The sequence below is a fragment of the uncultured Rossellomorea sp. genome (genome assembly GCF_947488365.1).
In the GTDB taxonomy this organism is placed as follows: Bacteria; Bacillota; Bacilli; order Bacillales; family Bacillaceae_B; genus Rossellomorea.
Genome location: NZ_CANKZT010000003.1, coordinates 122,616 through 145,115 on the forward strand (window position 1 = coordinate 122,616; position 22,500 = coordinate 145,115).

General features: G+C 45.0%; 21 protein-coding genes. All 21 read left to right on the forward strand.

The features are described from left to right. Positions 1-11: 11 nt before the first annotated feature. The 21 genes from Q1B03_RS11880 (at position 12) to Q1B03_RS11980 (ending at position 22,087) form a co-directional block, all read left to right on the forward strand. A complete protein-coding gene (locus tag Q1B03_RS11880) occupies positions 12-785 on the forward strand; it encodes an enoyl-CoA hydratase-related protein (RefSeq protein WP_299741401.1) in 774 nt (257 codons plus the stop codon). A gap of 24 nt (positions 786-809) precedes the next feature. Beyond that, positions 810-2,327 (forward strand): aldehyde dehydrogenase, encoded by a 1,518-nt coding sequence (locus tag Q1B03_RS11885; protein WP_299741402.1) that lies wholly within the window; start codon positions 810-812, stop codon positions 2,325-2,327. 69 nt (positions 2,328-2,396) lie between these two features. Continuing rightward, positions 2,397-3,272 (forward strand): 3-hydroxyacyl-CoA dehydrogenase, encoded by an 876-nt coding sequence (locus Q1B03_RS11890; RefSeq protein ID WP_299741403.1) that lies wholly within the window; start codon positions 2,397-2,399, stop codon positions 3,270-3,272. Continuing rightward, positions 3,269-4,474, forward strand: coding sequence for an acetyl-CoA C-acyltransferase (locus Q1B03_RS11895; RefSeq protein WP_299741404.1), 1,206 nt, complete (start codon positions 3,269-3,271; stop codon positions 4,472-4,474). Before Q1B03_RS11890 ends, Q1B03_RS11895 begins: the two co-directional genes overlap by 4 nt. 75 nt (positions 4,475-4,549) lie before the next feature. Further along, entirely contained in the window at positions 4,550-4,771 is a 222-nt protein-coding gene (locus Q1B03_RS11900) for a hypothetical protein (protein ID WP_299741405.1), read from the forward strand. 157 nt (positions 4,772-4,928) lie between these two features. Then, a complete protein-coding gene (gene paaX / locus Q1B03_RS11905) occupies positions 4,929-5,804 on the forward strand; it encodes a phenylacetic acid degradation operon negative regulatory protein PaaX (RefSeq protein WP_299741406.1) in 876 nt (291 codons plus the stop codon). A gap of 124 nt (positions 5,805-5,928) precedes the next feature. Beyond that, positions 5,929-6,885: a nitronate monooxygenase family protein gene (locus Q1B03_RS11910; protein WP_299741407.1), complete on the forward strand. Its 957-nt coding sequence runs from the start codon at positions 5,929-5,931 to the stop codon at positions 6,883-6,885. Between the two features lie 444 nt (positions 6,886-7,329). Beyond that, complete coding sequence (locus tag Q1B03_RS11915; RefSeq protein WP_299742623.1) at positions 7,330-8,301, forward strand: ABC transporter substrate-binding protein; 972 nt, start codon at positions 7,330-7,332, stop codon at positions 8,299-8,301. A 16-nt stretch (positions 8,302-8,317) separates the two neighbouring features. Beyond that, complete coding sequence (locus Q1B03_RS11920; protein WP_299741408.1) at positions 8,318-9,337, forward strand: ABC transporter permease; 1,020 nt, start codon at positions 8,318-8,320, stop codon at positions 9,335-9,337. Next, entirely contained in the window at positions 9,321-10,115 is a 795-nt protein-coding gene (locus Q1B03_RS11925; RefSeq protein ID WP_299741409.1) for an ABC transporter ATP-binding protein, read from the forward strand. The genes Q1B03_RS11920 and Q1B03_RS11925 overlap by 17 nt, the downstream gene beginning before the upstream one ends. 386 nt (positions 10,116-10,501) lie before the next feature. After that, positions 10,502-10,897: a thioesterase family protein gene (locus Q1B03_RS11930; protein WP_299741410.1), complete on the forward strand. Its 396-nt coding sequence runs from the start codon at positions 10,502-10,504 to the stop codon at positions 10,895-10,897. Positions 10,898-11,004: 107 nt separating this feature from the next. Further along, positions 11,005-12,111: a Glu/Leu/Phe/Val dehydrogenase gene (locus tag Q1B03_RS11935; protein ID WP_299742626.1), complete on the forward strand. Its 1,107-nt coding sequence runs from the start codon at positions 11,005-11,007 to the stop codon at positions 12,109-12,111. Positions 12,112-12,167: 56 nt separating this feature from the next. After that, the gene (gene pdhA, locus Q1B03_RS11940) at positions 12,168-13,232 is read left to right on the forward strand and encodes a pyruvate dehydrogenase (acetyl-transferring) E1 component subunit alpha (protein WP_299741411.1); all 1,065 of its coding nucleotides are present in this window, start codon (positions 12,168-12,170) and stop codon (positions 13,230-13,232) included. A 1-nt stretch (position 13,233) separates the two neighbouring features. Then, a complete protein-coding gene (locus Q1B03_RS11945) occupies positions 13,234-14,229 on the forward strand; it encodes an alpha-ketoacid dehydrogenase subunit beta (RefSeq protein ID WP_299741412.1) in 996 nt (331 codons plus the stop codon). Between the two features lie 15 nt (positions 14,230-14,244). Beyond that, positions 14,245-15,429 carry a dihydrolipoamide acetyltransferase family protein gene (locus tag Q1B03_RS11950; protein WP_299741413.1) on the forward strand — a complete coding sequence of 395 codons (1,185 nt, stop codon included), beginning with the start codon at positions 14,245-14,247 and terminating at the stop codon, positions 15,427-15,429. Continuing rightward, positions 15,430-16,857 carry a dihydrolipoyl dehydrogenase gene (lpdA, locus tag Q1B03_RS11955; protein WP_299741414.1) on the forward strand — a complete coding sequence of 476 codons (1,428 nt, stop codon included), beginning with the start codon at positions 15,430-15,432 and terminating at the stop codon, positions 16,855-16,857. 120 nt (positions 16,858-16,977) lie between these two features. Further along, entirely contained in the window at positions 16,978-18,093 is a 1,116-nt protein-coding gene (hppD, locus tag Q1B03_RS11960; protein ID WP_299741415.1) for a 4-hydroxyphenylpyruvate dioxygenase, read from the forward strand. A gap of 66 nt (positions 18,094-18,159) precedes the next feature. Then, the gene (gene hisC / locus Q1B03_RS11965; RefSeq protein ID WP_366141291.1) at positions 18,160-19,392 is read left to right on the forward strand and encodes a histidinol-phosphate transaminase; all 1,233 of its coding nucleotides are present in this window, start codon (positions 18,160-18,162) and stop codon (positions 19,390-19,392) included. Further along, positions 19,393-20,004: a flavin reductase family protein gene (locus Q1B03_RS11970; protein WP_299741416.1), complete on the forward strand. Its 612-nt coding sequence runs from the start codon at positions 19,393-19,395 to the stop codon at positions 20,002-20,004. It abuts the gene before it with no gap. A gap of 6 nt (positions 20,005-20,010) precedes the next feature. Further along, positions 20,011-20,994 (forward strand): fumarylacetoacetate hydrolase family protein, encoded by a 984-nt coding sequence (locus Q1B03_RS11975; protein ID WP_299741417.1) that lies wholly within the window; start codon positions 20,011-20,013, stop codon positions 20,992-20,994. Then, on the forward strand, positions 20,942-22,087 hold the full coding sequence (locus Q1B03_RS11980; RefSeq protein ID WP_299741418.1) for a homogentisate 1,2-dioxygenase: 1,146 nt from the start codon (positions 20,942-20,944) through the stop codon (positions 22,085-22,087). The genes Q1B03_RS11975 and Q1B03_RS11980 overlap by 53 nt, the downstream gene beginning before the upstream one ends. Positions 22,088-22,500 lie beyond the last annotated feature (413 nt).

Genomic DNA, 22,500 nt, shown 5'->3' on the forward strand with positions numbered 1-22,500 from the left:
GGGGCTGCATCATGTTCGAAACCATTAAATATGAAGTGAAAAATAACGTAGCCTGGATTACCTTAAATCGCCCGGATAAACTGAATGCTTTCATTCGTCAACTCAATCTGGAAATCCAAAAGGCCATGAAGGACTCTTCACGAAATGAAGAAGTGAGAGCCATCGTGATTACAGGTGAAGGCCGGGCTTTTTGCTCGGGGCAGGATTTAAGTGAAGTAGATGAATCCATGGATCATGGAGAGGTGCTTAGAAATAATTACGGCCCTATGGTGAAAGAAATTGAGCAGTGTGAGAAACCGGTGATTGCCGCCGTCAATGGAGTGGCAGCAGGAGCGGGATTCAGCCTGGCCCTGGCGTGTGACTTCAGGCTCGTTTCAGAGAAGGCGAGCTTTGTGCAAGCATTTGTTCACGTTGGATTAGTACCGGATTCAGGTAACCTCTATTACTTATCGAAGATTGTTGGCTATGCAAAAGCGCTGGAACTGGCTGTTTTTGGCGAAAAAATAAAAGCAGAAGAGGCTGAAAAGCTTGGCTTGGTCACAAAAATCATCTCTCTCGACCAGTGGCAGGAAGAAACAGCTGCATTTGCCGAAAGAATCGCCGCCATGCCGACGAAAGCAATCGGCTTGATGAAGCGCTTATTAAAGGGGAGCGCGGATCTATCCTTTAACGAATACTTAGAAAAAGAAGCCTGTGCCCAGCGGATCGCAGGTCAGACAGAAGATCATCGCGAAGGTGTGGCAGCCTTCATGGAGAAACGAAGACCAGCCTTTCACGGAAAATAAATCAACCTAAAAGGAGATGGAGTTATGTCTACAGTTAAAGAGCAAAGCTTTGAAGTCCTTGAAATGAAAAGAGAGCATTATTCATTGGTGATCAACGGTCAACGTATGGAAAGCGTTTCGGGTGAAACCTTTACGACGTATAATCCAGCAACAGGTGAAGCCATTGCCACCGTATCACTTGCATCCGCCCAAGATGCTGAAAAAGCGGTTGAAGCAGCGAGAAACGCGTTTGACTACGGTAAGTGGAAGAAGTTCCCGATCAATAAGCGTTCCCGCGTGCTCAATAAAATTGCAGGCATTATGAGATCACGTTTTAATGAACTTGTCTCTCTTGAGATCATGGATAGCGGGAAATCACTATCCGCTGCACAAGGTCAAGTGATGCAAGCGATCGAAGACTTTGAATTCTATGCAGGAGCGATTGTGGGCCATCGTGGCACGGTCAATAATGTACCGGGTCAATTCATGAATGTTGCGGAGAAAGAGCCGGTCGGTGTATGTGCTCAAATCATTCCGTGGAATTATCCATTGATGATGGCAGCGTGGAAAATTGCACCGGCGATTGCTGCGGGCTGCTCGGTTGTCGTAAAACCTGCAACTCTTACACCGTTGACAGCCATTGTACTTGGTGAAATTTGTATTGAAGCAGGAGTTCCTGAAGGGGTTGTAAACGTCATTCCTGGTGCAGGTTCCACTGTCGGGAATTACTTAGTTGAGCATGAAAAGGTTGATAAGGTTGCCTTCACAGGGTCAACACCTATCGGTAAAAACATTATGGAAAAAGCGTCCCAAACGTTAAAGAGAGTGACTCTTGAATTAGGAGGGAAATCACCTAATATCGTTTTTGAAGATGCAGATGTTGATGCAGCAGTGGATGGTTCCCTGTTCGGAATCTTCTATAATACAGGTCAGTCCTGTGAAGCACGCTCCAGATTGTATGTACACGAAGATATCTACGATGAGTTCATGGAAAAGTTCGTTGAAAAGACGAAGAAACTGAAACTGGCTGACCCCAACGATAAAGGAACTCATATCGGTGCGATCATCAACCAGGAGCAGCTGGATACGATCGACGGTTATGTTCAATCTGCCAAAGAAGAAGGAGCCACAATCCTGGTTGGTGGAAGTCCTGCAAAAGTAGAAGGTTTCGAAAAGGGCTATTGGTATGAGCCGACCATCATTACGGACGTGAATCACGATATGAAGGTTGTAAAAGAAGAAATCTTCGGACCAGTCGTTGTGGTAATGAAATTCAAAGATGAAAAAGAAGGGATCAAAATGGCCAACGATAGTGAATATGGTCTCGGTTCAGCTGTTTGGACTCAAAACCATGGCCGTGCGACAAGAGTATCGAAAGCGATCCAAGCCGGAATCGTGATGGTGAACTGCCCGTTCTCCGCATTCCCGGGTACTCCATTCGGAGGCTACAAGCAGTCCGGATTCGGCCGTGAGCTTTGCGTTGAAACGCTCGACCTTTACACAGAAACAAAGAGTATCATTTCTTACTTCGGTAACCGTCCGTTAAATCCATTTGGTGTATAAGAAGACATTAACAAGCAGGGGTTGTCCTATCAGGGTCAACCCCTTATTGCAAGAAAGGGGAAACAAAACATGACACAGCATATTGTGGTAGTAGGTTCCGGTGTAATGGGAAGAGGAATTGCCTATGTAAGTGCAGTTGGAGGCTTCCGGACCACACTGGTTGATATTAAACAAGAACAGTTGGATCATGCCAGGAATGAGATTCAGCATATTTTTCAAAAAGGAATAGAAAGGAATAAGCTCACTCAGCAGCAGTACGTAGAAGCAAAAGAGCTTATGAGTTATTCAACGAATCTTTTGATTGCCGTACGGGATGCCGATGTGGTCATCGAAGCCGTTCCGGAAAAGACAGACATCAAGCGTGGCGTATTTGAAGTGCTGGACGCGCATGCCCCGGACTATTGCTACCTGGCAACGAATACCTCCACCATGAGCCCGACTGAAATCGGCTCCTTTACAAAACGGCCTGACAAAGTCATTGCCATGCACTTTTTCAACCCTGTACATAAAATGCCACTCGTTGAAATCGTGAAGGGATTGGAAACAAGTGATGAAACGGCGGAGGTCATCCAGCAAGTTGCCCGCCTGATGGGGAAAGAAACGGTGGTCATCAATGAGTTCCCTGGTTTTGTCACAAGTAGAATCTCTGCCCTCGTTGGGAATGAAGCCTTTTACATGCTCCAGGAAGGACTCGGTTCTCCTGAAGAAATCGATAAAGCGATCAAGCTCGGGTTAAATTATCCCATGGGTCCGTTTGAGCTGGGAGATTTAGTCGGACTGGATACACGATTGAATAATCTTAAGTACCTTCATGAAAAGCTTGGAGAAAAGTACCGCCCGGCCCCTCTTTTAGAAAAGTATGTGAAGGCAGGACGTCTTGGCCGAAAAACTGGTAAGGGCGTTTACGATTACTCGGAAACAATGGAAAAGGAGCACCAGTCATGAGAGAGGTTGTGATTGTCGATGCTGTCCGTACTCCGATTGGAAAGTACAAAGGCTCTTTAAAAGAGGTGCGTCCTGATGATTTGGGTGCACATGTTATTAAAGCCCTCGTCGAACGAAATCCCCTCGTCCCGGTGGATACGATTGAAGAGGTGGTACTTGGAAATGCAAACGGTGCCGGGGAAGACAACCGGAACGTAGCCCGGATGTCGACACTCCTGGCAGGCCTCCCAGTTGAAGTCGGGGCTACCACCATCAACCGTTTATGCGGTTCTGGACTGGACGCTGTGAACTATGCGGCTAGAGCCATTTTGGCTAATGAAGGGGATGTTTTCATTGCAGGCGGGACTGAAAGTATGACCCGTGCTCCCTACGTCATGGCAAAGCCTTCAAAGGATTTCCCAAGGGGCAATATGGAAATGTTCGATACGACGATAGGGTGGCGCTTCGTTAATTCCCGCCTGAAAGAAAAGTACGGAACCGATTCTATGCCGGAAACAGCCGAAAACGTGGCAAAACAGTTCGGCATTTCAAGGGAAGAACAGGATCACTTTGCTTACTGGAGCCAAATGAAAGCGAAACGTGCCATGGATGAAGAACGGTTTAAAGGAGAGATTGTTCCCGTCGAATTACGGGACCGTAGAGGGAATATCTCAATCTTCCAGATCGATGAACACCCAAGACCCGATACCAATAGTGACAAACTGCAGAAGCTTAAGCCCTTATTCCAAGGAGGAACAGTGACGGCAGGGAATGCATCCGGAGTCAATGATGGTGCATCTGCTCTCTTATTAATGAGCAGAGAGAAGGCTGAAGAATTAGGCGTTACACCGCTGGCCCGCTACATGACATCAGCCACCTCAGGGCTTGAACCTTCAGTGATGGGACTGGGACCGATCTATGCCACACAGAAGGTACTGAAACGGTCTGGCCTTGCCCTGGACCAAATCGGCTTAGTGGAGCTCAATGAAGCATTCGCTGCTCAATCCATCGCCTGCATCAGGGAGCTTGGGCTGAAAGAAGAAATCGTCAATGTGAATGGAGGAGCGATTGCCTTCGGTCATCCCTTGGGAGCAAGTGGAGCACGTATCCTTACCACCCTTCTGTATGAAATGAAAAAGAGAAAGGTACGGTACGGCTTGTCTACCATGTGCATCGGTGTAGGCCAGGGAATCGCGACATTAGTAGAGAATATAGAGTCTTAAGAGCCCAGTTTGTCCAGGGCTCTTTTTGTGATTAGAACATTTGATTTTTAGAAAAGATAGAAGTGAGGTGAGAGAATGGAATTTGAAATCATGACAAAAGAAAGTGAGATTCCATGTCTGGTCGTCGCTGATGAGGACAACGGCAGGTTCATGGTAAGAAAAGCCGACACGAGCGGGGAAGTGTTCAACAGCCAGGAAGAGCTTGTGGAATGGATCGAGACGAATTGGTCAAAAGAGCAGGTTGTAAATACGTATGATTTTGTGAAAATGCTGGAGATGTTGAGGATGTATCATTGAGGGTCGGGCTCTGTAAATGAGCCTGATTTTTTTGTGCTGTAGAAATAGAAAAATCAAGAATATTCATTTATTTTCATAGAATGTTTATGATAATATATAAACTAAACGTAAATTAAACGTCATAAACAAACGGAATATATCTAAAGGAGAGGCACCGATGAATACACGATCAATGATCTTTACACTATATGGGGATTATATACGACACTATGGCAACAAGATATGGATTGGCAGTTTGATTCGCTTGCTTAATGAATTTGGTCACAACGATCAAGCGGTCCGGGCAGCTATTTCGAGAATGAATAAGCAAGGTTGGGTTCAGGCAGAGAAACAGGGGAACAAAAGCTACTACTCCCTGACTGAACGCGGAGTGACCCGTATGGAAGAAGCGGCAAAGAGGATTTTTAAGCTCAAACCCGAACAATGGGACGGTAAATGGAGAATCCTTATGTACTCGATTCCTGAAGAGATTAGGAGCATCCGGGATGAACTGAGAAAGGAACTGGTTTGGAGCGGATTCGGAACTCTTTCGACGAGCACGTGGATTTCTCCCAACAATCTAGAAGTACAAGTACAAACCCTAATTGGAAAATACGATATTAAAGAATACGTCGATTTCTTCATTGCTGGATATGAAGGGCCCAATGAGAATCAACGATTGATCGAGAAAAGCTGGGACCTTAAAGAAATCAATGACCGCTACCAGGAATTCATTTCTCACTACAGTCAAAAATACATGATTGATAAAAGTAAAATCGGAAAAGGACAGATGAGCGATGCTGAATGCTTCGTTGAACGAACGAAGCTTGTCCATGAATACCGCAAATTCCTTTTCGTCGATCCAGGCTTACCAGAAGAGCTGCTGCCTGAAAAGTGGCTGGGAGCACACGCAGCCTCCCTGTTCGGAGAATACTACAAAGAACTCGCAGAACCAGCCTCCCGTTTCTTCGAAAGTGTCTTCGAAGACGGAAACGAGCTAAAAAACAAAGACCAAAGCTACAACGTCATGACCCATCCATTATTACTAGACTGACAAAAAACCACTTGCTGCTTCGGCAAGTGGTTTTTTTGAGGGACGGACCTCCGGAATCTACAAAATATATACTTGTCTAACAATTCCAAAAAGTATAACATTAATTTAACGAAGGGGGATTTTTATGAATAACCTATCCGAACTATTACATATAAAATATCCAATTATTCAAGGGGGAATGGGGAACATCAGCAATGCCCAGTTGACCGCAGCCATCTCGGAAGCCGGGGCACTCGGTACGATCGGAGTCGGAACGATGAGTATGGAGGAAGTGGAAGGGATTGTTGTTGAAACCAAGAAACGAACAAACAAGCCATTCGCATTAAACATCCCGATCTCCATCACCCCACACCTGCAGGAAATGATTCGCCTAGTGGTGACTCATCGAATACCAGTCGTTTCCCTGTCAGCTGGAAATCCCGCCCCACTCATCCCGTACTTTCATGAGCACAATGTTAAGGTGATTTGTGTCGTCGCATCTAAAAAGCAGGGCAAGAAAGCGGAAGACGCCGGTGCAGATGTGATCGTGGCGGAAGGTTATGAGGCTGCCGGGATCAACTCCAATCTGGAAACGACAACGCTTGCCCTAATTCCACAACTCGTGGATACTGTGGACATTCCTGTGGTCGCAGCAGGAGGAATAGGTGATGGAAGGGGACTCGCTTCCATGCTCGCGCTAGGTGCCAGTGGTGTGCAAATGGGAACGAGGTTCATTGCTACACAGGAAGCTCCTTTTCATGAAAACTATAAATCGACACTAGTGGAAGCAAAAGATGATAGCACGATCATCGTCGGGCGTTCTATCGGAAGGGTAAGAAGGGTCATGAAAACGCCTTATGCTGCACAACTGATTCAAAAAGAACAAGAGGGGGTCGAACTTGAAGAGTTCAGTCAAATGACCTCGGAGGATTATCATCGTGTAGGGGCACTTGAAGGCAAGCTGGATCAAGGCTTTATCAACGGAGGGCAGGTGTCTGGCCTTGTGTCAGATGTTCCGACTGTGAAGGAACTGGTAGAGAGAATGATAAATGATGCCCAGGGGATTTTTAGGAAGCTTTCGGGCAGCGGTGTGGAATCTTAATAGATTGTTGTGAAAGGGGCGCTTTTCCTTAATTGGGAAAGTGTCTTTTTTATGGTGGTGTTCACAATTTGGCACAAGTTTTGGTGAAAGTGGCACAAGTTTAGTAGATTTCAGCACAACAGTATGAAAAGAAGAGCGTGAAGTAGAAAAACTATAGCAAGAAACTATCGAAAATCCAGGATAATTGGAGTCCTTCAGAAAAATTTTCCCCGAATCCCTCTAGAAATCACTGCTAATACCGACTATACTAGTATTAATTTTTAAATTTTCGGAATATTATTGACTATTTTGTGACAGGAGTGATAATATAACGTTGTATTTACGCTGAAGATCATTTTTATCATACTTGGGTTTGCTAGTCTACTAGACTACTGATCATAAATTAGGAAGAGAAAAAGGGGGATTTCTGTGAAGAAGAAGAGTTTATTACTTGTTGTCATCTCAATGATGCTGGGAATGCTGGTTTTAGCGGGCTGTGGTAGTGATACAAGCTCAGGTGGAGGAGATGGTGAAAAACAATATGTTATCGGGGTAACCCAAATTGTGGAACATCCGTCTTTAGATGCAGCGTTTGAAGGTTTTAAGAAAGCTTTAGCTGAAAATGGCCTTGAAGAAGGTAAAAATGTGAAGTTTGATGTTCAAATTGCTCAAGGGGATCCTACAAATTCACAAACGATCGCCAAGAACTTCGTTGGTGATGGCGTCGACCTCATCTTTGCAAACTCAACCCCAAGTGCTCAGCACGCATTAAATGCTACAAAGGAAATTCCAATCGTGTTCACGTCAGTGACTGATCCCGTTGGTGCTGAATTAGTGAAATCCTTCGAGGAGCCTGGTGAGAATATCACAGGAACCACAGATACTCATCCTGAAGCAATCTCTAAGACAATTTCATTTATTACGGATGAAATGAAAGCGAAAAATATTGGTGTTATTTATAACTCAGGTGAACAAAACTCCGTTGTACAGGCTGAAGAAGTGAAAAAGCTTGCTGAAGAAAAGGGAGCAAAAGTTGTTGAAGCTTCTGTATCTACGTCAGCTGATGTAAAGCAAGCGGCAGAATCACTGGTAGGTCGTGTGGATGCGATTTACGTTCCTACTGATAATACGGTAGTATCTGCATTGGAATCAGTCATCAGTGTCTCAAATGATAAAGATATTCCTTTATTTGTGGGTGAACTGGATTCAATGAAAAAAGGTGCGATTGCAGCTAGTGGATTCAGCTACGAAGATCTTGGGTACGAAACGGGATTGATGGCTGCAAAAATTTTAAAAGGTGAAAAGAAACCTTCTGAAATCAATGTTGAGTATCCAAAGAATTTTAAGTTAATGATCAATAAGCAAGCTGCTGAAGAGCAAGGTGTAGAAGTCCAGGATACATGGTCTGATTTAGGAGAGTTTTACGAAGAGAAATAAGAGAGGATGATGATTCGTGCCAACAGCAATATTCGCATCCTTTGAATCTGGAATCATTTACGCTATTATGGCCCTCGGAGTCTACTTGTCCTTTCGGATATTGGATTTTCCTGATTTAACAGTCGATGGCAGCTTCGTTACGGGAGCCGCTGTCGCTGCCACCATGATTGTCAGTGGCGTAAATCCAGTCATCGCAACCATTACAGCGATTGTCATCGGATTTGTTGCAGGATGTATAACAGGATTACTTCACACATTTGGAAAGATTAATGCCTTATTATCAGGGATTTTAATGATGATTGCTCTTTATTCAATCAATCTCAGGATAATGGGACGATCGAATGTACCTTTACTTAGTCAGGATACTGCTTTTACAGGGGTGGAAGGATTCTGGTCACCACTCGGGATCGATGCCGCTCTCAATAAATTGTGGATGGCGGTCGGACTCGGGGAGCCTGTACCGGGAACATGGAGCATTTTATTCATCATGACGATCATTACCCTTGTCATTAAATTTTTAACGGATGGCTTTTTGAAAACGGAAGTTGGATTGGCCCTTAGAGCGACAGGAGATAATCAGCGAATGATCCGCAGCTTTTCCGCTAATACGAATCTAATGATCATTCTTGGCTTGGGAATCTCGAACGGGATGGTTGCACTATCCGGTGCGTTGATTGCTCAGTATAGCCGTTTTGCAGATGTTGGAATGGGTATCGGGATGATTATCATTGGACTTGCTTCCGTCATCATTGGAGAAGCCCTATTTGGAACGAAAACAATCGCCCGTACTACATTGGCTGTCATTGGAGGAGCGATCATCTACCGATTGGTCGTTTCCATGGCCCTTCGTGTCGATTTCCTGGAAACGGGAGATATGAAGCTGATCACGGCGACAATCGTGATTCTTGCACTTGTGATGCCTAAAGTGATGGATCGCTACAAGGATAAGAAACGAAAAGCTCAGCGAATGGCAGAACGAATAAACAAGGCTCCTATCACAGATGGAAAGGGTGAGAGCGGTGTTACAATTAAATAGAATTCACAAAGTATTTAATGAAGGGACACCTGACGAAAAAATCGCCCTTGATGACATCCAGCTGACTCTGAAACCAGGGGATTTCGTCACTGTGATTGGAAGTAACGGAGCTGGGAAATCGACATTGATGAACATCGTTTCAGGTGTGCTTCTGCCAGATATCGGAAATGTTCTCATCGATGATCATGACGTCTCGAAGGTTTCCGAGTATAAACGATCAAAGCTCATCGGTCGCGTGTTCCAGGATCCCATGGCAGGAACGGCGCCTTCCATGACCATAGAAGAAAACCTGGCTATGGCGTATTCACGAAATCGTACGCGTACCTTTAAAATGGGGGTAACCAAAAAACGGAGAGTGTTTTTCAAAGAAGTACTGGAAACTCTTCACTTAGGGTTAGAAAACCGATTGAATGCAAAGGTAGGATTATTATCAGGCGGGGAAAGGCAAGCGCTCTCTCTACTGATGGCGACATTTACCGAGCCGTCGATCTTATTGCTGGATGAGCATACGGCGGCATTGGATCCTGCTAGAGCTGATCTGATTACAAACCTGACAAAAGAGATTGTAGAGAAGTATAAGCTCACGACCTTAATGGTGACCCATAACATGCAGCAGGCGCTTGACCTTGGCAACCGATTGATCATGATGGATAAAGGTCAAATCATATTAGAGGTAAATGAAGAAGAGAAGAAGCACCTCACAGTCGAAGGACTTCTACATGAATTCCAACGGATCCGTGGAAGCAAACTCGCAAGCGACCGGGCACTTCTTTCATAAGATTAACAACCTTCTACAAAAAGCAACGGGACTTTGTTCCGTTGCTTTTTTGTGTTTGGAATATTTTAATTGTTTATCTGGAAGGGAGTCGCCTAGCGTTGGCGGCTAGAGGCTCGAGGTCATAAGTCAAACTTACCAAGAAGGCAAAAGACGCCTTTCCGGCAAGTTTGACTTATGCTTGTCGCCTCTGAGCAAGCCGCCTTCGCATTTGAGTGAGGGACGGACCTTCGGCTTCGCCGATAGGTCCGTCCCTCTGCATAACTTATATTAATATAATATTTTAAATTTTAACAATTTATTGACTATTTATAAAACAAAATGTTATTATATCGTTGAATTAACGTTATATAAAAATATATAATTTGTTGGTTTAAAGGGGGAAAGCAATGAAGTCTGGATTAGCAGAAGGACATACGGCAGTCGTCACGACAGAAGTAATCCCCAGCATGTATGCCCAGTTTGAAGGAAACGTCGTACATCCTGTGTATTCAACCGTCTCGATGGTTTACCACATGGAATGGGCATCGAGAAAAATCATTCTACCCTATTTAGAAGAACATGAAGAAGGTATGGGAGCCAAAGTGAACGTTGAGCATATGGCTCCGGCGAAAATCGGTTCCTCTCTTGAAATTAAAGCGAGCGTTATTAAATATGAACGAAATATCATCGTAACCGAAGTGACTGTCAGAGATAGAGAGAGTGACAGACTCATTGGAAAAGGTGAAGTAAAGCAAGTGGTCCTGCCAAAAGAAAAAATCAACGAAAGAATAAAAGAAAACTAGTTTTGACCACTTCTTGAATAAGAATGTAAAAGGAGGAAGCTTTAGTGCCTAACGTAACGACAAAAATGAAAGCGGTTCCAACAAGAGAGCTTGTGGGGGGAATAGAAATGGATATGTTTCAGAAAATACAAAATCATGAGCAGGTTGTATTCTGCAACGATGAAGAAACAGGACTCAAAGCCATCATCGCCATACATAATACCACTCTCGGCCCTGCACTGGGCGGATGTCGAATGAGACCTTATGCATCAGTGGATGAAGCATTGGAGGACGTTTTACGTTTATCAAAAGGAATGACTTACAAATGTGCCGCGGCCGATGTGGACTTTGGAGGAGGAAAAGCGGTTATTATCGGGGATCCTGAAAAAGACAAACATCCGGAACTGTTCCGTGCCTTCGGTCAATTCGTTGAATCCCTTAACGGACGATTCTATACAGGGACAGACATGGGGACCACGCCTGAAGATTTTGTTTATGCATTAAAAGAAACGAATTGTATTGTAGGCGTTAATGAAGAGTACGGAGGTAGTGGAGATTCATCCATCCCGACTGCCATGGGAGTGATCTACGGCTTGCAGGCAACCAACCAAAACGTGTGGGGTTCAAAGGATCTTCATGGAAAAAGCTACGCCATTCAAGGGTTGGGAAAAGTGGGATATAAGGTAGCCGAGCGTCTACTGGAAGAGGGAGCGGACCTCTACGTAACGGATATTAGCCAGAAATCCATCGATCAGTTGGTTTCCAAGGCGAAAAGTATGGGAGCAGCGATCAAGGTCGTAGGCGGGGATGAAATCTACTCAGTTGATGCGGATGTATTCATACCATGTGCAATTGGCGGGATCATCAACGATCATACGATTGATCAGCTGAAAGTAAAAGCGGTTGTAGGATCTGCCAACAACCAATTATTGGACCTGTCTCATGGAATGCAGCTGCATGAAAAAGGGATTCTTTACGCACCTGATTACATCGTCAATGCAGGCGGATTGATTCAAGTAGCTGACGAATTATACGAACCTAACAAAGAACGCGTACTCCAAAAAACAAGTGCCATCTATAACAGCCTCCAGAATATTTACCTGCAATCAGAAAACCAGCACATGACCACAGTCGAAGCAGCCAATCGTTTCTGTGAAGACCGCATTCATTCACGCACAAGAAGAAACAGCTTTTTCTCCCACGCAAAACGTCCGAAATGGTCGGTTAGGACATAAAAAAGCAAATCAAGAGTTTACCGTAACGACAAAAAAGCACCACAAGAGGTGATGAAATGATCGAGGAATTTAAATTGGTTCAGGTAATTGATCAACAAGGAGAATTACTTCAATGGGAGTATGAAAAGGATATTTCAGAAGACTTGGCCCGTACATTTTATCGGCATTTAATCAGGATCCGTACCTTTGATAGGAAGGCGGTGAGTCTCCAACGTCAGGGAAGGATCGGGACGTATGCTCCTTATGAAGGACAGGAGGCGTCCCAGGTGGGGAGCGCACTTGCCCTAAAGGACAAAGACTGGTTATTCCCATCCTATCGTGATCATGGCGCAACCATGACATTCGGACATTCCCTGCTTCATATCCTCCTATTCTGGAAAGGTCGGAATGAAGGATGTGTGCCCCCGGAAGGAAAGAATATTTTCACTCCCGGTATTCCGATAGCGACCCAGCTTCCACATGCGGTAGGGGCGGCTTATGCGGAGAAGAGAAAAGGAACACGTAATGCAGCCATTGTTTATTTTGGAGATGGTGCCACTTCAGAGGGTGATTTCCATGAAGGATTGAACCTGGCAAGCGTCTGGGAGGCCCCGGTTGTCTTTTTTAATCAAAATAACCACTATGCCATATCCGTTCCCATGCACAAGCAAATGAAAACGAAAACCATTGCCCAGAAGGCTCTTGCCTATGACATTCCAAGTGTTCGAATCGACGGCAATGATATTTTTGCTGTTTATTTTGAAACGTTGAAAGCATTGGAGAGAGCGAGAAATGGGGACGGACCTACCTTGATCGAGTCCGTGACGTGGAGATATGGTGCCCACACGACTGCCGATGATCCGACCAAATACCGTGATCAGCTGGAAAGTGAGAGCCGTCGCAGGGAGAACGATCCTGTTGATCGCTTAACGAGATTCATGAAGCATAAAGGCTGGATCGATGAAGAGTGGATGACGTCTGTTCAAAAGGAATGTGCGAAGGAAGTGGATCTTGCCGTCGAGGAGTTAGAAGCCTATCCAGCAGCAGATCCGAGTGTGATCTTTGATTATGTGTTTGCCACCCCAACGTGGACGATTCAAGAACAAAAAGAAAAGCTCCTTGAGCTATTGAGAGGTGAGTAGAATGAGCACCTTAACAAAAATGAAGACGCTGACGATGGTTCAAGCCATCACGGACGGTATGAGGGTGATGCTTGAGGAAAACGAGGATGTCCTATTGATGGGTGAAGACATCGGAACGAATGGTGGTGTGTTTCGGGCAACGGACGGTCTTCAACAGGAATTTGGGGAAGACAGGGTTCTCGATACACCTTTAAGTGAAGCAGGGTTTATTGGAGCGGCTATTGGTATGGGGTTAAACGGTTTTCGTCCTGTAGCTGAGGTCCAATTTCTGGGGTTCATCTATCCAGCATACGAACAGATCATGACCCATGCTTCCCGGTTGCGTTCCCGTACTCTTGGTCATTTCACCTGTCCATTGGTGATACGTGCTCCTTATGGTGCTGGAGTCAGAGCCCCTGAAATTCACTCCGATAGCACGGAAGCGCTATTTACACATATGCCGGGAATTAAAGTCGTTTGTCCCGCAACACCGTATGATGCGAAGGGACTGTTGATTGCTGCCATTGAAGATCCGGATCCCGTTCTCTTCTTGGAGCCTATGAGATGCTACCGATCTTCACGTGAAGAAGTACCGGAGGAAAAGTATACGGTGGAAATCGGGAAAGGAAAAGTAGTCAAGGAAGGTGAAGATGTCACGATCATCGCATGGGGGGCCATGGTGAAGATAGCTGAGGATGCTGCTAAGGAAGCGACAGGTAAAGGCATTTCCTGCGAAGTGCTTGATCTAAGGACACTCTATCCCCTGGATAAGGACCTCATTTCAAGTTCTGTCCAGAAAACGGGAAGAACCGTGATCGTCCATGAAGCCCATGCCACCGGTGGAGTCGGAAATGATGTGCTGGCGATTATCAATGACACATCCTTTTTATATCAAAAAGCGCCGACTGAACGGGTGACTGGATTCGATACCCCTGTTCCTTATTTCGGATTTGAAGATTTCTATCTACCTGACAGCAAACGTGTATTAGCTGCAGTGGAAAAAGTAGCACGCTATTAGACAAGGAGGGAGTCCATGGAAGTTAAGCTTCATGATATTGGGGAAGGCATGACCGAAGCCAATATCAATCACTTTCTTGTGAAAGTGGGAGATGTCGTAAAAGCCGATCAACCATTAGTAGAGGTTCAAACAGATAAAATGACTGCGGAGATTCCGGCACCTTTTTCAGGTGTGATCAAGGAATTTACGGTAAGTGAAGGGGAAACGATTCCAGTGGGATCCACTGTTCTGTTAATGGATCATGAACAAGTGAAACAGACTGGAGGCGAGCGATCCATTTCACAAACAACTCAAGTGTTGAAGAAAAGAAGGATCCTTGCATCCCCGTATACGAGGAAAATAGCAAGGGAGAATGGTATCAACATAGAGGAAGTGGTTGGTTCCGGAGTGGGAGGCAGAATCCTTGATGAAGACATTTTCCTTTATATGAAAGGAGAAAGTCATACATCTCCACAGCCAGTGGAAGAATCTAAATCCGTCACACCTGCAGCATCAAAAGAATCCGGCACAAAGACCATTCCTTTTCGAGGCAGACGCAAACAAATTGCTTCTAAAATGTCACAGTCACTCAGAACGATCCCGCACTGTACCCATTTTGAAGAAATCGATGTTACGAATCTGCTATCCTGGAAAGATACCATGAAAGTGAGCGGCGGGTCCATTTCCGTTGGAGCTTATTTTATCAAAGCCATTTCTGTCTGTTTGAAAGAGTTTCCAATCTTCAATGCCCGTCTCAATGAACAGGAGGAGTGTGTCGAGCTCCAGTCCCATCACAATATTGGAATCGCTGTAGATGCAGACGAAGGACTGATTGTCCCCGTCATAAAACATGTTGAAGGGAAAACAATGAAGGACATCCACAGAGAAATGAAGACATTGACCATTAACGCACAGGAAGGCAAGTTAACGATGAAAGATATCAAAGGCGGAACCTTCACGGTCAGTAACGTAGGGCCCCTGAACGGGTCGATCGGAGCCACTCCGATCATTAACGAACCGGAAGTTGCCCTCCTCGCTTTCCATAAGACGAAGAAACGCCCTATGGTGAATGATAAGGATGAAATTGTCGTCCGCTCCATGATGAATGTGTCTATGTCGTTTGACCACAGAGTGGTAGATGGCGGAACGGCCGTGAAGTTTACAAATCGATTACGGGATTTGATCGAACAGCCCGAGTCCATGCTTTTGGAGTTGATGTAAATGGTAGTGGGAGAGATCACAGAAGATAAAGAGATTGTCGTCATCGGGGGAGGTCCAGGCGGCTATCATGCAGCCATTCGAGCTGCGGGTTTAGGACTGAATGTGACGCTGATCGAAAGAGAAGAGCTGGGCGGGACCTGCTTGAATAAAGGCTGCATTCCATCAAAAGTCTTTACCCATTTTGCCCAAGAATTCAAAAAGACGAAGCACCTGAAAGAGATGGGGATGGAGTTTGGGGAAGTAGAAGCAAATCTTTCTACTCTTCAAAGCTATAAAAATAAAAAAATCACACAGCTTCGAAAAGGTGTGGAATCCCTTTGTAAAGCGAATAAGATTGAGATCGTAAAGGGTTCTGCATCCTTCCTGTCAGAATCCCGCATTGGAGTTGAAAACGGTCATGAGTTTTCCCTCTTTAATTTCAAGCAGTCCATCGTCGCGACTGGTGGTGAATTTCATTACCCGGAGGGGATAGAATTTAATTCGACTCTTGTACTGAAGGAGAGAGAAATTTTTCAGCTGGAGGAAATACCAGAGGAACTCATCGTATACGGGGGCGATTATATTTCCTTAGAGATCGCGTCTGTTTTCTCCCTATTGGGCAGCAGCGTCACGCTTATTTTAAATGATGAATTTTCATTTGACTCTTCTATTTCAAAAGAGCTATTCAGGCAATTGAAAAAGCAGAAAATCAATGTGATCAAGAATTCGACCGTGCAAACTGCGAGCCAAACAGAAGGGAAAGTCATGGTGAGGCTGGACAAAGAGAACGGGGAAGTGGTTTCTTTGGAAGGCTCTCATTTTGTGGGGAGCGGAATAGTAAAGCCGAATATAAGCGACCTTGGCCTTGACCGTCTGGGCCTTGAGCTGACAGAAGAAGGCTATATCCATACGGATTATCAGGGAAGAACCTCCATTCCAACTATATGGGCGATCGGCGATGTAACGGAAGGTCCGTCCCTCGCAGTCAAAGCGATCAAACAGGGGAAGGCGGCTGCAGAGGCGATGGCTGGGCTAGAGGTGGAGGTAGATCTGCAGTTTGTGCCGACGGTGGTGCAGATGAGCCCGCCAATTGCGTGTGCGGGCCTTACCGAGGAGGAAGCACGAGAGGAAGGTTATTCGGTTAGAGTGAGTGAGAACCCTGTCAGAGGAAACGGGTACGCTCAGCTGACGGATGAAAAGGATGGATTCGTGAAAGTCGTGTCAGACAGTGAAACGGATTTGATTCTTGGGATTCATATAATGGGGATGGGAGCAGCCGAGTTGATCACCTCAGGGGTGCTTGGCCTTGAAATGGCAGCGAGAGATGAGGACTTTCGCTTTCCTGTATATCCTCATCCAAGTATGAACGAAAGCTTATTAGAAGCGGTTGAAGGATTAAAGGGAGACGCCGTGCACATGCCTACCCGAAAAAAAGAGCTGGCGAGATAAAGTGAGGGACACGCTTTTACGCAGAGAAGCGTTTAAGCTTTACTAGCGACTCTTGAGAAGTTCTAGAAAACTATTTAATATAATATTCAGAATAAATTAACGTTTAATGGAGGGTTCAGGATGCAAGAGAATGTAGCAAAAAAGCAGGTTAAAGTAGAAGATGTCTTCCCGGTAAGAGATGTCGATTATTTAGAGTATTATACGGGAAATGCAAAGCAGGCCGCCCACTTCTTCTGTACGGCATTCGGATTTAAGACCGTTGCCTATTCAGGACTGGAAACAGGAAATCGTGACTCAGTATCCTATGTACTGCAACAAAATAAAGTACGATTGGTGATTACAGGAAGCCTGCACGAAGGCAGCCGGGTGTCCCAATTCGTGAAGCATCACGGGGACGGCATTAAAGATATCGCCCTTGTGGTGGATGATGTTGAAAAGGCTTACACTGGAGCGGTGTCCCGCGGCGCGATTGAAATCATGCCCCCTTCTACGCTCGAAGATGATAACGGAAAACTGAAAAAAGCCATCATTGGTACATACGGGGATACGATTCACACCCTTGTAGAACGTAAAGATTATAAGGGGATCTTCATGCCAGGCTTTGAAAAGTATGATTCTTCGCTGAAAAATGAAGATGCAGGCATCATCGCTGTCGATCATGTAGTAGGAAACGTGGAGCGCATGGAAGAGTGGGTGGAGTATTACGAAAAAGTGATGGGCTTTAAGGAAATGCGTCATTTTACGAATGAAGATATTACAACAGAATACTCTGCCCTTATGTCGAAGGTGATGCATAACGGCGGTCGAATCAAATTCCCGATCAATGAGCCGGCCGAAGGAAAACGCAAATCACAAATCCAGGAATACCTTGAATTCTATGGTGGTCCCGGCGTTCAGCATATTGCCATCTTAACCGAAGACATCGTGAAAACAGTCGGTATTTTAAAAGAAAACGGGGTGGAATTCCTTAACACGCCGGATTCCTATTACGACATGCTTTCAGAGCGTGTAGGGGAAATCGACGAAGAGATTTCTAAAATCAAAGAGTTGAATATTTTAGTAGACCGTGATGACGAAGGCTACCTGCTTCAAATTTTCACAAAACCAATCGTGGACCGTCCAACCCTATTCATTGAAGTGATTCAACGAAAAGGTGCAAGAGGATTCGGAGAAGGAAACTTCAAAGCATTATTCGAATCCATCGAGCGGGAGCAGGAACGCAGAGGAAACCTATAAAAATAAAAAAATAGATAGATAGAACATATATAACGGGGGTCAAAGGACCGGTCAGGGGGTTAACTCATGAAGAGATTAGCTGCTTCTACTCATAATATCGTACAGATTGCGGGTACTATATTTGAACGAGAAGATAAGCTAACACGTGAGTCAACCCCCTTCATCCATGAGGAAGGCGGGGATTCATGTATGGCACTGAAGTTCAAAACAAGAGAAGCGGTCTCACATATCGCTCCATATGTGCTGGGGAAAACGCTCTCAGACTTACAGAAGGAGCATGGTCTGAGCTCTATCAGAAAGCTATCAGAAAATGAAAACATATATGGCTGCTCTTCAAAAGTGAAGCAGTGGTTTAAAGAAAACGGAAGCGACTTGTTTTTGTATCCAGACGGAGCTGCCGTCGACCTTAGTCATAAGGTAGCGACATTTTTAGGAGTGCCTAAGGAACAGCTCGTGTTTGGGAATGGCTCGGATGAAGTGATCCGATTATTGACGAGGGCCTATTTGAGTAACGGTGACGCAGCCATTATGGCGGACGTTACTTTTCCCAGGTATCAAACCAATGTGTTCTTAGAAGGGGGCACCCCGATTATCGTTCCTTTAGTCAACGGTACTCATGACCTGCAAGCGATGCACGACCAGATCACCCCGAGCACCAAGATGATCTTTGTGTGTAATCCCAATAATCCTACCGGGACCATCGTCGGAAAGAAAGAGCTCCTGGAATTTATCGGGAGGGTACCGTCGCATATATTGGTGGTAGTGGATGAAGCCTATATGGAATACGTCACAACCGATGATTATTTAGAAACCTTGCCGCTGCTGTCAACATTCGAAAATCTGATTGTTCTTAGAACATTTTCAAAGATATATGGCCTTGCGGGATTAAGAGTCGGTTTCGGCGTCATGAACCAAGAAATAGCTGAACAGCTCCGAAAAGTGAAAGATGTCTTCAATGTAAATACGGTTGCTCAGAAGTCAGCGATCATCGCCATTGAAGATCAGGCATTTATAAGAGAGTGTACTCATAAGAACGAGCAGGGTCGCCTCTTTTTAGAAGGGGAGTTTGACCGTCTGGGTGTATCCTATTTCCCCTCTCAATCGAACTTTATCATGGTGGATACCGGATTGAATGGTGACATGGTCTCATATGAGCTTGTGAAAAGGGGATTGGTCGTCCGTTCAGGAACTCTTCTTGGGTACCCAACGACCGTACGGGTCACGATTGGAACAGAAGAGGATAACAAGAGGTTCATACAAGCGTTGGAAGATATTTTACAAAGTGAAGGGGTGAAATAGATGGATATCAAACCGCATACTCTTCAGTGGCAGGATGCTTATAAATTAATGATTGGCTCGATTTTACCGCGTCCGATTGCGTTCGTTTCATCTCTTGATGAAGGAGGGAATGCGAATCTTGCACCATACAGCTTTTTTACGGCCATTTGTGCCGACCCGATGCTCGTCTGCTTCTCTCCCATGAGAAAGGGAAAGGATGGCAGCAAAAAAGATACCCTTGAAAATATCGAGAAGACGAAGGAATTCGTCATCAATATCGTCAGTGAAGAGTTCGTGGAGAAAATGAATAATTGTGCCATCGAATATGAATCTGGCGTTGATGAATTCGAACAAGTCGGTCTGACGAAGGAAGAGTCCATCATGGTAAAGCCTCCTGGAGTATCTGAAAGCAAGGTTCAATTAGAATGCGTTCTTCATGAGGTTCTCCACTTCGGCGATCATCCTGGTGCAGGGAGTCTTGTGATCGGGAAGGTAGAATGCGTCAGAATCGATGACGAACTCTATTACGACGGCAAAATAGATTCAGAGAAGTTAAAGCCGGTAGGAAGACTGGCTGGACAAATGTACACCAAACCATTATCCGATTCATTTGAATTGATCCGAAAAAGGTGATGACACGTGAAGCTGGTTAGCTTTTTAAAAGAAGGAGAAGTAAGAGCGGGAAAAGTTCAGGATGAACTTGTCGTAGACATCCATGCTGTGAGCGGAGGTTTGCTCCCTAAAGATATGTTATCCATCATCGAGCTTGGAGGCGAAGGCCTAAAACGGATGAAGGAGCTCGGCACCTTTTCAGAAAAAGACAAAGGAGTGTATTCACTACGTGATGTCACCCTGTTGTCGCCGATTCCAAGGCCTGTCAGCATACGTGATTTCTATGCATTTGAAGAGCATGTGAAAACGGCACGTAAACGGAGGGGACTCGATGTGGTTCCAGAATGGTATGACATCCCCGTCTTTTATTTTACCAATCACTTAGCTGTAAAAGGTCCTGGCGATCACATCGCAAAACCTGCTGGATGTGAGTGGCTCGATTATGAATTGGAAATCGCCTGCGTTATTGGCAGAGAAGGAAAAACCATTTCAAAAGAAAACGCAGAAGACCATATATACGGCTATTTCATCATGAATGATTGGAGTGCCAGAGACATCCAGAAGCATGAGATGAAAGTAGGACTTGGACCCGCGAAAGGAAAGGATTTTGCCACTTCTTTCGGTCCTTATTTAGTGACGAAGGATGAACTGGAAACCTATCGCAAGGGAAACCGTTTTGATCTTCCTATGTCGGCAAAAGTGAATGGGATACTTTTATCCGAGGGGAATTATCAGGACATCCATTATACTTTTGCAGACATGATCGAGCGTGCCTCGCAAGACGTCACCCTGTATCCCGGCGAAGTGATTGGATCTGGAACTGTTGGAACAGGATGTATATTGGAGCTGGGTCCTGAAACGCATCCATGGTTGAAGTCGGGGGACTTGGTGGAATTAGAGATTAGAGGATTAGGAGTCTTGAGTAATACGATTGCAAAGAAAAGAGAGGAGGAGAACCATGTACTATCGTCAACTGGGGAAAATACCTCACAAACGTCACACCATGTTTAAAAAGGATGATGGCACGCTCTACAGGGAGCAGGTCATGGGGACGAAGGGGTTCTCGGGAACACAGTCGATTCTGTATCATCATCATTTGCCGACGGCTGTGGCGAAGACAGAGTATTTAGGAAGTTATATGCCGGAGTTTGAGGAAGAGGGTGCTCTCCGTCATCGACATTTCTTTACAGACAGAGTCGAGAAAAAAGGCTGTGCCTTAAAGAGCCGTGAATATTTACTCGGTAATTCGGACTTATTGATTGGAACAGCCTATGTCACAGAAAAGATGACAAGCTTTTACCGAAATGGTGATGGAGATGAAATGCTATATATCCATTTTGGTAAAGGGCAGGTAGAGACGATGTTCGGAACCCTCACCTATGGAAAAGGGGATTATGTGGTGATTCCGATCGGGACCATCTACCGTGTCGTTCCTGAAGAAGAGACGAAGATGCTGATCGTCGAGTCCTTCAGTCAGATTACCACACCTCGCCGTTATCGAAATGAGTACGGACAATTACTCGAGCACAGTCCGTTTTGTGAGCGGGATTTACGAGGGCCTGAGAAGCTTGCAACGATGGATGAAGAAGGAGAATTCGAAGTGATCACCAAATCAAGGGGAGCGCTTCATTCCCATGTGTTAAATCATCATCCACTGGACGTCGTCGGCTGGGATGGTTATCTTTATCCTTGGGTATTCAACATTGAGGACTTTGAGCCGATCACAGGACGTGTGCATCAGCCGCCTCCTGTTCATCAAACGTTTGAAGGGCATAACTTCGTTGTCTGCTCATTTGTTCCAAGACTATATGACTACCATCCGGAATCGATTCCGGCTCCTTATAATCACAGCAACGTGAACAGCGATGAGCTGCTGTACTATGTGGAAGGAAACTTCATGAGCAGAAAGGGAATCAAAGAAGGATCGATTACCCTCCATCCGAGCGGGATTCCACACGGTCCACATCCAGGAACGACAGAAGCCAGTATCGGGAAAAAAGAAACCCTGGAGCTTGCCGTTATGATCGATACTTTCAAACCGTTGAAGATCGTTAAAAAAGCAAAGGATGTCGAAGATCCGAATTATATGTTTACATGGGTGTAAAGGAAGAATCAATCCAAAGACCGTCCGGTTACTTGGGTTGATTCTTTTTTATTTATATACAGTTTAATATAGTGGCGACTGCTTTTTGGGAGAATATATTTCTTTATGAAAGATTATTCATTCCTGTAGAAAAAATAAAATTACATTCTGGTTTGAAAGGCATTACGGATTATGGGAATGAAAGGTTTTAATAGAATTCATTACATATTGGTGATCGTCTTACCAGATTAATAATCATTCATCCCTACAAATTAATAGAAAAATGAATTCTCAATTATGAAAAAGCAGTGAGAATATATCAGTCAGATACACACAGGTCTAAACTCCCCTAAACCCCCATTCCCATAGGATTTTGTCGAAAAATATCTGATTGGGCTCCTCATGGGATCTGAAGCGTCATTCACCCTGTTAAT

Excerpts from the sequence above, each read along its gene's own strand:
- hppD (WP_299741415.1), top strand. The coding sequence starts at position 16,978 with ATGCAAGAGAATGTAGCAAAAAAGCAGGTTAAAGTAGAAGATGTCTTC.
- Q1B03_RS11970 (WP_299741416.1), top strand. The coding sequence starts at position 19,393 with ATGGATATCAAACCGCATACTCTTCAGTGGCAGGATGCTTATAAATTA.
- Q1B03_RS11930 (WP_299741410.1), top strand. The coding sequence starts at position 10,502 with ATGAAGTCTGGATTAGCAGAAGGACATACGGCAGTCGTCACGACAGAA.
- Q1B03_RS11935 (WP_299742626.1), top strand. The coding sequence starts at position 11,005 with ATGGATATGTTTCAGAAAATACAAAATCATGAGCAGGTTGTATTCTGC.
- Q1B03_RS11900 (WP_299741405.1), top strand. The coding sequence starts at position 4,550 with ATGGAATTTGAAATCATGACAAAAGAAAGTGAGATTCCATGTCTGGTC.
- pdhA (WP_299741411.1), top strand. The coding sequence starts at position 12,168 with ATGATCGAGGAATTTAAATTGGTTCAGGTAATTGATCAACAAGGAGAA.
- Q1B03_RS11945 (WP_299741412.1), top strand. The coding sequence starts at position 13,234 with ATGAGCACCTTAACAAAAATGAAGACGCTGACGATGGTTCAAGCCATC.
- Q1B03_RS11895 (WP_299741404.1), top strand. The coding sequence starts at position 3,269 with ATGAGAGAGGTTGTGATTGTCGATGCTGTCCGTACTCCGATTGGAAAG.
- Q1B03_RS11980 (WP_299741418.1), top strand. The coding sequence starts at position 20,942 with ATGTACTATCGTCAACTGGGGAAAATACCTCACAAACGTCACACCATG.
- Q1B03_RS11885 (WP_299741402.1), top strand. The coding sequence starts at position 810 with ATGTCTACAGTTAAAGAGCAAAGCTTTGAAGTCCTTGAAATGAAAAGA.
- Q1B03_RS11950 (WP_299741413.1), top strand. The coding sequence starts at position 14,245 with ATGGAAGTTAAGCTTCATGATATTGGGGAAGGCATGACCGAAGCCAAT.
- Q1B03_RS11890 (WP_299741403.1), top strand. The coding sequence starts at position 2,397 with ATGACACAGCATATTGTGGTAGTAGGTTCCGGTGTAATGGGAAGAGGA.
- Q1B03_RS11915 (WP_299742623.1), top strand. The coding sequence starts at position 7,330 with ATGATGCTGGGAATGCTGGTTTTAGCGGGCTGTGGTAGTGATACAAGC.
- lpdA (WP_299741414.1), top strand. The coding sequence starts at position 15,430 with ATGGTAGTGGGAGAGATCACAGAAGATAAAGAGATTGTCGTCATCGGG.
- Q1B03_RS11910 (WP_299741407.1), top strand. The coding sequence starts at position 5,929 with ATGAATAACCTATCCGAACTATTACATATAAAATATCCAATTATTCAA.
- Q1B03_RS11880 (WP_299741401.1), top strand. The coding sequence starts at position 12 with ATGTTCGAAACCATTAAATATGAAGTGAAAAATAACGTAGCCTGGATT.
- paaX (WP_299741406.1), top strand. The coding sequence starts at position 4,929 with ATGAATACACGATCAATGATCTTTACACTATATGGGGATTATATACGA.
- hisC (WP_366141291.1), top strand. The coding sequence starts at position 18,160 with ATGAAGAGATTAGCTGCTTCTACTCATAATATCGTACAGATTGCGGGT.